This is a genomic window from Streptomyces sp. WAC05292 (assembly GCF_003949955.1).
GTDB classification, from domain to species: Bacteria; Actinomycetota; Actinomycetes; order Streptomycetales; family Streptomycetaceae; genus Streptomyces; species Streptomyces globosus.
On sequence record NZ_RPSE01000343.1, the window covers coordinates 1 to 6,924 of the forward strand.

A 6,924-nucleotide genomic window follows, 5' to 3' on the forward strand; every position below is an offset into this window, starting at 1 on the left:
GGCGCCCCCGGTGCCGGTGCCCCCGGCGCCCCGCGCCCGCAGGCCGGTCCCGGCGGCGGCCCGCGTCCGCAGGCCCCCGGCGGTGCCCGTCCGACCCCGGGCGGCATGCCCCGTCCGCAGGGCCCGCGCCCGACGCCGGGCGGCAACCGCCCGAACCCGGGCATGATGCCCCAGCGTCCCGCGGCCGGCGGTCCCGGCCCGCGTCCCGGCGGCGGCCCCGGCCGTCCCGGTGCCGGCGGCCCGCGTCCGGGCGGCGCCGGCCGTCCCGGCGGCGGCGGCTTCGCCGGCCGTCCGGCCGGTCCGGGCTCGCGCCCGGCGGGCGGCGGCTTCGGCGGCCCGCGTCCGGGTGGCGGCGGCGGCTTCGGCGGCGGTCCGGGCGGCGGCGGCCGTCCCGGCTTCGGCGGCCGTCCCGGCGGCCCCGGTGCCCGTGGCGGCACGCAGGGCGCCTTCGGCCGTCCCGGCGGTCCGGCCCGCCGCGGCCGCAAGTCGAAGCGGCAGCGGCGCCAGGAGTACGAGGCCATGCAGGCCCCGTCCGTCGGCGGCGTGATGCTGCCCCGCGGCAACGGCGAGACCGTTCGCCTGTCGCGCGGTGCGTCCCTCACCGACTTCGCGGAGAAGATCAACGCCAACCCGGCGTCGCTCGTCGCGGTCATGATGAACCTCGGCGAGATGGTCACGGCCACGCAGTCCGTGTCCGACGCGACCCTCCAGCTCCTCGCCGACGAGATGAACTACACGGTTCAGATCGTCAGCCCGGAGGAGGAGGACCGCGAGCTGCTCGAGTCCTTCGACATCGAGTTCGGCGAGGACGAGGGCGGCGAGGAGTTCCTGGTCGCGCGTCCGCCGGTCGTCACCGTCATGGGTCACGTCGACCACGGCAAGACCCGCCTCCTCGACGCCATCCGCAAGACCAACGTGGTCGCGGGCGAGGCCGGCGGCATCACCCAGCACATCGGTGCCTACCAGGTCGCGACCCAGGTCAACGACGAGGACCGCAAGATCACCTTCATCGACACCCCGGGTCACGAGGCGTTCACCGCCATGCGTGCCCGCGGTGCGAAGTCGACCGACATCGCGATCCTCGTGGTGGCGGCCAACGACGGTGTCATGCCGCAGACGATCGAGGCCCTGAACCACGCCAAGGCGGCCGACGTGCCGATCGTGGTCGCGGTCAACAAGATCGACGTCGAGGGCGCCGACCCGACGAAGGTGCGCGGCCAGCTCACCGAGTACGGCCTGGTGGCCGAGGAGTACGGCGGCGACACGATGTTCGTCGACATCTCCGCCAAGCAGGGCCTGAACATCGACAAGCTGCTCGAGGCCGTGGTCCTGACCGCGGACGCCGCGCTCGACCTGCGCGCCAACCCCGAGCAGGACGCCCAGGGCATCGCGATCGAGTCCCACCTCGACCGCGGCCGCGGTGCCGTCTCGACCGTCCTCGTCCAGCGCGGAACGCTGCGCATCGGCGACACGATGGTCGTGGGCGACGCGTACGGCCGTGTCCGCGCCATGCTCGACGACAAGGGCAACAACGTCGAGCAGGCGGGTCCGTCGACCCCCGTCCTGGTCCTGGGTCTCACCAACGTCCCCGGCGCCGGCGACAACTTCCTCGTCGTCGACGAGGACCGCACGGCCCGCCAGATCGCCGAGAAGCGCGCGGCGCGCGAGCGCAACGCCAACTTCGCCAAGCGCGTCCGTCGCGTGTCCCTCGAGGACCTCGACTCCGTGCTCAAGGCCGGTCTGGTCCAGGAACTCAACCTCATCATCAAGGGCGACGCGTCCGGTGCGGTCGAGGCCCTGGAGTCCTCGCTCCTCCAGCTCGACGTCGGCGAAGAGGTCGACATCCGCGTCCTGCACCGCGGTGTGGGTGCGGTCACCGAGTCCGACATCGACCTGGCGATGGGCTCCGACGCCATCGTCATCGGCTACAACGTCCGTGCGGCCGGCCGTGCCGCGCAGATGGCGGAGCGCGAGGGCGTCGACGTCCGGTACTACTCGGTGATCTACCAGGCCATCGAGGAGATCGAGGCGGCTCTGAAGGGCCTCCTCAAGCCGGAGTACGAAGAGGTCGAGCTCGGCACCGCGGAGGTCCGCGAGGTCTTCCGCTCGTCCAAGCTGGGCAACATCGCGGGTGTCCTCATCCGCTCCGGCGAGGTCAAGCGCAACACCAAGGCGCGCCTGCTCCGCGACGGCAAGGTCGTCGCAGAGAACCTCACGATCACCGGTCTGCGCCGCTTCAAGGACGATGTCACCGAGATCCGCGAAGGCTTCGAGGGCGGTATCAACCTCGGCAACTTCAACGACATCAAGATCGACGACATCATCGCGACGTACGAGATGCGCGAGAAGCCCCGCGCGTAAGCGCGAGGCGGTTCGTACCGTGTCGTGACCGGGGCCGGTCGGCGGAGTATTTCCGTCGATCGGCCCCGGCCGTTGCGTGTACGGTTCTGGTGACCCTGCCGCGCGTCGGCCGGCAGGCCACCGAACCCGGACCGGCGGGATATCCGGAACTGCATGTACGTGGGGACTCTGTCCTTCGACCTGCTCCTCGGCGACGTCCACTCGCTGAAGGAGAAACGCTCCGTCGTCAGGCCCATCGTCGCCGAGCTCCAGCGGAAGTTCTCCGTGAGCGCGGCAGAAGTGGGCGACCAGGACCTGCACCGCCGGGCCCGTATCGGGGTCGCGCTGGTGAGCGGCGACACGGGGTACCTCTCGGACGTACTGGACCGCTGCGAGCGGCTGGTCGCGGCGCGTCCGGAAGTGGAGCTGCTGTCGGTGCGCAGGCGGCTCCACGGTGATGAAGACTGAATGCAAGGAAAGAAGGAGACGGACCAGTGGCCGACAATGCGCGGGCGAAGAAGCTGGCGGACCTCATCCGGGAGGTGGTGGCCGAGAAGCTGCAGCGAGGTGTCAAGGACCCCCGCCTCGGGACCCACGTGACCATCACGGACACCAGGGTCACCGGCGACCTGCGGGAGGCGACGGTCTTCTACACGGTCTACGGCGACGACGAGGACCGTGCCAGCGCGGCGGCGGGCCTGGAGAGCGCCAAGGGCGTCCTGCGCTCGGCGGTCGGCAGGGCGGCGGGCACCAAGTTCACGCCCACCCTGACGTTCGTCGCGGACGCCCTGCCGGAGAACGCCCGCACCATCGAGGACCTCCTCGACAAGGCGCGCGCCTCCGACGCCCAGGTCCGGGAGGTGTCCTCCGGTGCCGAGTACGCCGGCGGCGCCGACCCGTACAAGAAGTCCGGCGACGACGAGGACGCAACCGCGTAATGAGCAGCAACGCAGGGAAGACTCCGGACGGCCTTGTCATTGTCGACAAGCCGTCCGGCTTCACTTCGCACGACGTGGTCGCGAAGATGCGCGGGATCGCCAGGACCCGCCGCGTCGGCCACGCGGGCACGCTCGACCCGATGGCGACGGGCGTGCTCGTCCTGGGCGTCGAGAAGGCCACCAAGCTCCTCGGCCACCTCGCGCTCACGGAGAAGGAGTACCTCGGCACCATCCGCCTCGGCCAGAACACCCTGACCGACGACGCCGAGGGCGAGATCACCTCCTCCGCGGACGCCTCCGCGGTCACCCGCGAGGCCGTCGACGCGGGCGTCGCCAAGCTGACGGGCGAAATCATGCAGGTCCCGTCGAAGGTCAGCGCCATCAAGATCAAGGGCGTGCGGTCCTACAAGCGCGCCCGCGACGGCGAGGACTTCGACATCCCGGCCCGCCCGGTCACCGTCTCGTCGTTCGAGGTGTACGACATGCGCGAGGCCGAGGCGGAGGACGGCACCAAGGTCGTCGACCTCGTCGTCTCCGTCGTCTGCTCCAGCGGTACGTACATCCGCGCCCTCGCCCGGGACCTCGGCGCCGACCTCGGCACCGGCGGCCACCTGACCGCGCTGCGGCGCACCCGCGTGGGCCCGTACAAGCTGGACCGGGCGCGGACGCTGGACCAGCTCCAGGAGGAGCTGACCGTCATGCCGATCGGCGACGCCGCCGCCGCGGCGTTCCCCCGCTGGGACCTGGACGTCCGCCGGGCCTCGCTGCTCGGCAACGGCGTCCGGATCGAGATGCCGGAGGAGTACGCGGACCGCGGGCCGATCGCGGTCTTCGGGCCGCAGGGGCAGCTGCTCGGCCTCGTGGAGAGCAAGGGCGGCAAGGCGAAGTCGCTGGCGGTCTTCGCCTGACCCCCGCCTGACCCGCGCTGGCCCCTGCCGCATGCCGGGCCCGCGCGGCGGCGTTGACGTGGAGCGGCGAGCGCACACCGGCTGCTGCTCACCGCTCCACGACCCCCCTCGGTCAGTCTCTCTCCACCGGGGCCCCTTTGTTCACCCGTCCGAGCAGGCGCGCGGAGTGACTGGACGGAGCACAAGGGGGCGCTTTTCGCTGGGCGCCCGTCGGCCGGCGGCGGGCGGGCGCCCGGTGCGCCTCCGGCGGAGGTGACACAGAGCCCGGCCCGGCCCGACACCGATGCGGGACGCCGGGCGGGGGCATGGCAGTCTTAGACCTGGTATCGGCAGTACACAGGACAGGGCCTACACGGTTCGGGCGAGGAGCGGTCACAGTGCAGCGCTGGCGTGGCTTGGAGGACATCCCCCAGGACTGGGGGCGCAGCGTCGTCACCATCGGCTCGTACGACGGTGTGCACCGGGGCCACCAGCTGATCATCGGGCGGGCCGTCGCCAAGGCGCGGGAGCTCGGGGTGCCGTCCGTCGTGGTCACCTTCGACCCGCATCCCAGCGAGGTCGTCCGCCCCGGCAGCCACCCGCCGATCCTGGCGCCGTACGACCGCCGCGCCGAGCTGATGGCGGGGCTGGGCGTGGACGCACTGCTGATCCTGCCGTTCACTGCGGAGTTCTCGCAGCTCTCCCCGTCCGACTTCATCGTGAAGGTGCTCGTCGACAAGCTGCACGCCCGCGCCGTCATCGAGGGGCCGAACTTCCGCTTCGGCCACCGCGCCGCCGGCAACGTCGACTTCCTGCGCGAGCTGGGCGCCACGTACGACTACGAGGTCGAGGTCGTCGACCTCTTCGAGCGGGGCACCGCGGGCGGCGGCGTGCCGTTCTCCTCCACGCTCGCCCGCAAGCTGGTGGCCGAGGGCGACATGGAGGGCGCCGCCGAGGTGCTGGGCCGCCCGCACCGCGTCGAGGGCGTCGTCGTGCGCGGCGCGCAGCGCGGGCGCGAGCTGGGCTACCCCACGGCCAACGTCGAGACCCCGCCGCACACCGCCATCCCCGCGGACGGGGTGTACGCGGGCTGGCTCACCGCGAACGGCGAGCGGATGCCGGCGGCGATCTCGGTGGGGACGAACCTCCAGTTCGACGCCACCGAGCGGACCGTGGAGGCGTACGCGATCGACCGGATCGGCCTCGACCTGTACGGGCTGCACGTCACCGTGGACTTCCTCGCCTATGTGCGGGGCATGGCCAGGTTCGAGTCGCTGGACGGCCTGCTGGAGGCCATCGCGGACGACGTGAAGCGGGCGCGGGCGCTGACCCAGGAGTACGACGCGCAGCACGCGCGGCACTGAGCGCGCGGATCCACGCCGAAGGGCCCGTGCCGCCACCCTCCCGGGGGCGGCGGCACGGGCCCTTCGCCGTCGGCCTCAGCCGAGGCGCGGGTCGCGCGGGGGCTGCTGCCCCGGCTGCGGCTGAGGCTGCTGCGGCCAGGGCCCGCCCGGCTGGGCGGGGTACGGCTGCGCGGGCTGCGCGTACGGCTGCGGGTAGCCGGCCGGAGGGCCCTGCGGGTGGGCCTGGGGGTGCGGCTGCGCGTACGGCTGCCCGGGGGACGGCTGCTGCTGCGGGGCTCCCCACTGCTGCCGGGGCGCCTGCTGGGCGGCGCGGACGAAGTCCTCCGCCACCAGGGAGGCGAGGTGGAAGTACGCCTCGCGGGTCTTCGGCCGCATCAGGTCCAGGTCGACCTCGGCCCCGGCGGCGAGGTGCTCGTCGAAGGGCACCACGACGACGCCGCGGCAGCGGGTCTCGAAGTGCTGCACGATGTCCTCGGTCTTGATCATCTTGCTGGTCTCGCGGACCCCGGAGATGACGGTGAGGGAGCGCGAGACGAGGTCGCCGTACCCGTGCGCGGAGAGCCAGTCGAGCGTGGTGCTGGCGCTGCTCGCGCCGTCCACGGACGGCGTGGAGATGATGATCAGCTGGTCGGCGAGGTCCAGGACGCCGCGCATCGCCGAGTACAGCAGGCCGGTGCCGGAGTCGGTGAGGATGATCGGGTACTGGCGGCCGAGCGTGTCGATGACGCGGCGGTAGTCCTCGTCGTTGAACGTGGTCGACACGGCCGGGTCGACGTCGTTCGCGATGATCTCCAGGCCGGAGGGGGCCTGCGAGGTGAACCGCCGGATGTCCATGTACGAGTTCAGGTACGGGATCGCCTGGACGAGGTCCCGGATCGTCGCGCCGGTCTCGCGGCGGACGCGGCGGCCGAGGGTGCCGGCGTCCGGGTTCGCGTCGATGGCCAGGATCTTGTCCTGGCGCTCGCTGGCGAGGGTCGCGCCGAGCGCGGTGGTCGTCGTGGTCTTGCCGACGCCGCCCTTGAGGCTGATCACGGCGATCCGGTAGCAGGACATCACCGGGGTGCGGATCAGCTCCAGCCGGCGCAGCCGCTCGGCCTCGGCCGCCTTGCCGCCGAAGCGGAAGCCGGCGCGCTGCGGCTTGGGCTTCTGCTTGCCGCGCAGCAGCCGCTCGGAGGACAGCTCGACCGCGGCCGTGTACCCGAGCGGGGCGCCGCCCGCGGCGGGGCCGGGCTGGTAGTGCGGGTCGTGCGGCTGCGGGCCGGGCTGCGGTCCGGACTGCCACGGGGCGCCGGTCCGCGGGTCGACCTGCGGCTGCGGCTGCTGTGGCTGCACGGGGGCCTGCCGGGGCGCGGCCTCCGCGGTCGGAGCCGGCGCCGGGGGCGGATAGGCGTAGCC

Annotated in this window: 6 protein-coding genes; 5 read left to right on the forward strand and 1 reads right to left on the reverse strand. The window is 72.6% G+C overall.

From position 1 onward, the window contains the following. From infB to EF903_RS26065, 5 genes are all read left to right on the forward strand, one after another. On the forward strand, nt 1-2,361 hold a 2,361-nt coding region (gene infB / locus EF903_RS26045), incomplete at its 5' end, for a translation initiation factor IF-2 (RefSeq protein ID WP_125547138.1). Between the two features lie 153 nt (nt 2,362-2,514). Then, on the forward strand, nt 2,515-2,808 hold the full coding sequence (locus tag EF903_RS26050; RefSeq protein WP_054223643.1) for a DUF503 domain-containing protein: 294 nt from the start codon (nt 2,515-2,517) through the stop codon (nt 2,806-2,808). A 26-nt stretch (nt 2,809-2,834) separates the two neighbouring features. Continuing rightward, complete coding sequence (gene rbfA / locus EF903_RS26055; protein ID WP_114054438.1) at nt 2,835-3,278, forward strand: 30S ribosome-binding factor RbfA; 444 nt, start codon at nt 2,835-2,837, stop codon at nt 3,276-3,278. Further along, complete coding sequence (truB, locus tag EF903_RS26060) at nt 3,278-4,186, forward strand: tRNA pseudouridine(55) synthase TruB (RefSeq protein WP_125547140.1); 909 nt, start codon at nt 3,278-3,280, stop codon at nt 4,184-4,186. Before rbfA ends, truB begins: the two co-directional genes overlap by 1 nt. A gap of 377 nt (nt 4,187-4,563) precedes the next feature. Continuing rightward, nucleotides 4,564-5,529 (forward strand): bifunctional riboflavin kinase/FAD synthetase, encoded by a 966-nt coding sequence (locus EF903_RS26065; RefSeq protein ID WP_125547142.1) that lies wholly within the window; start codon nt 4,564-4,566, stop codon nt 5,527-5,529. Nucleotides 5,530-5,604: 75 nt separating this feature from the next. Here EF903_RS26065 and EF903_RS26070 read toward each other — a convergent pair. Then, a partial coding sequence (locus EF903_RS26070; RefSeq protein WP_148142578.1) for a MinD/ParA family protein occupies nt 5,605-6,924 on the reverse strand: 1,320 nt, incomplete at its 5' end.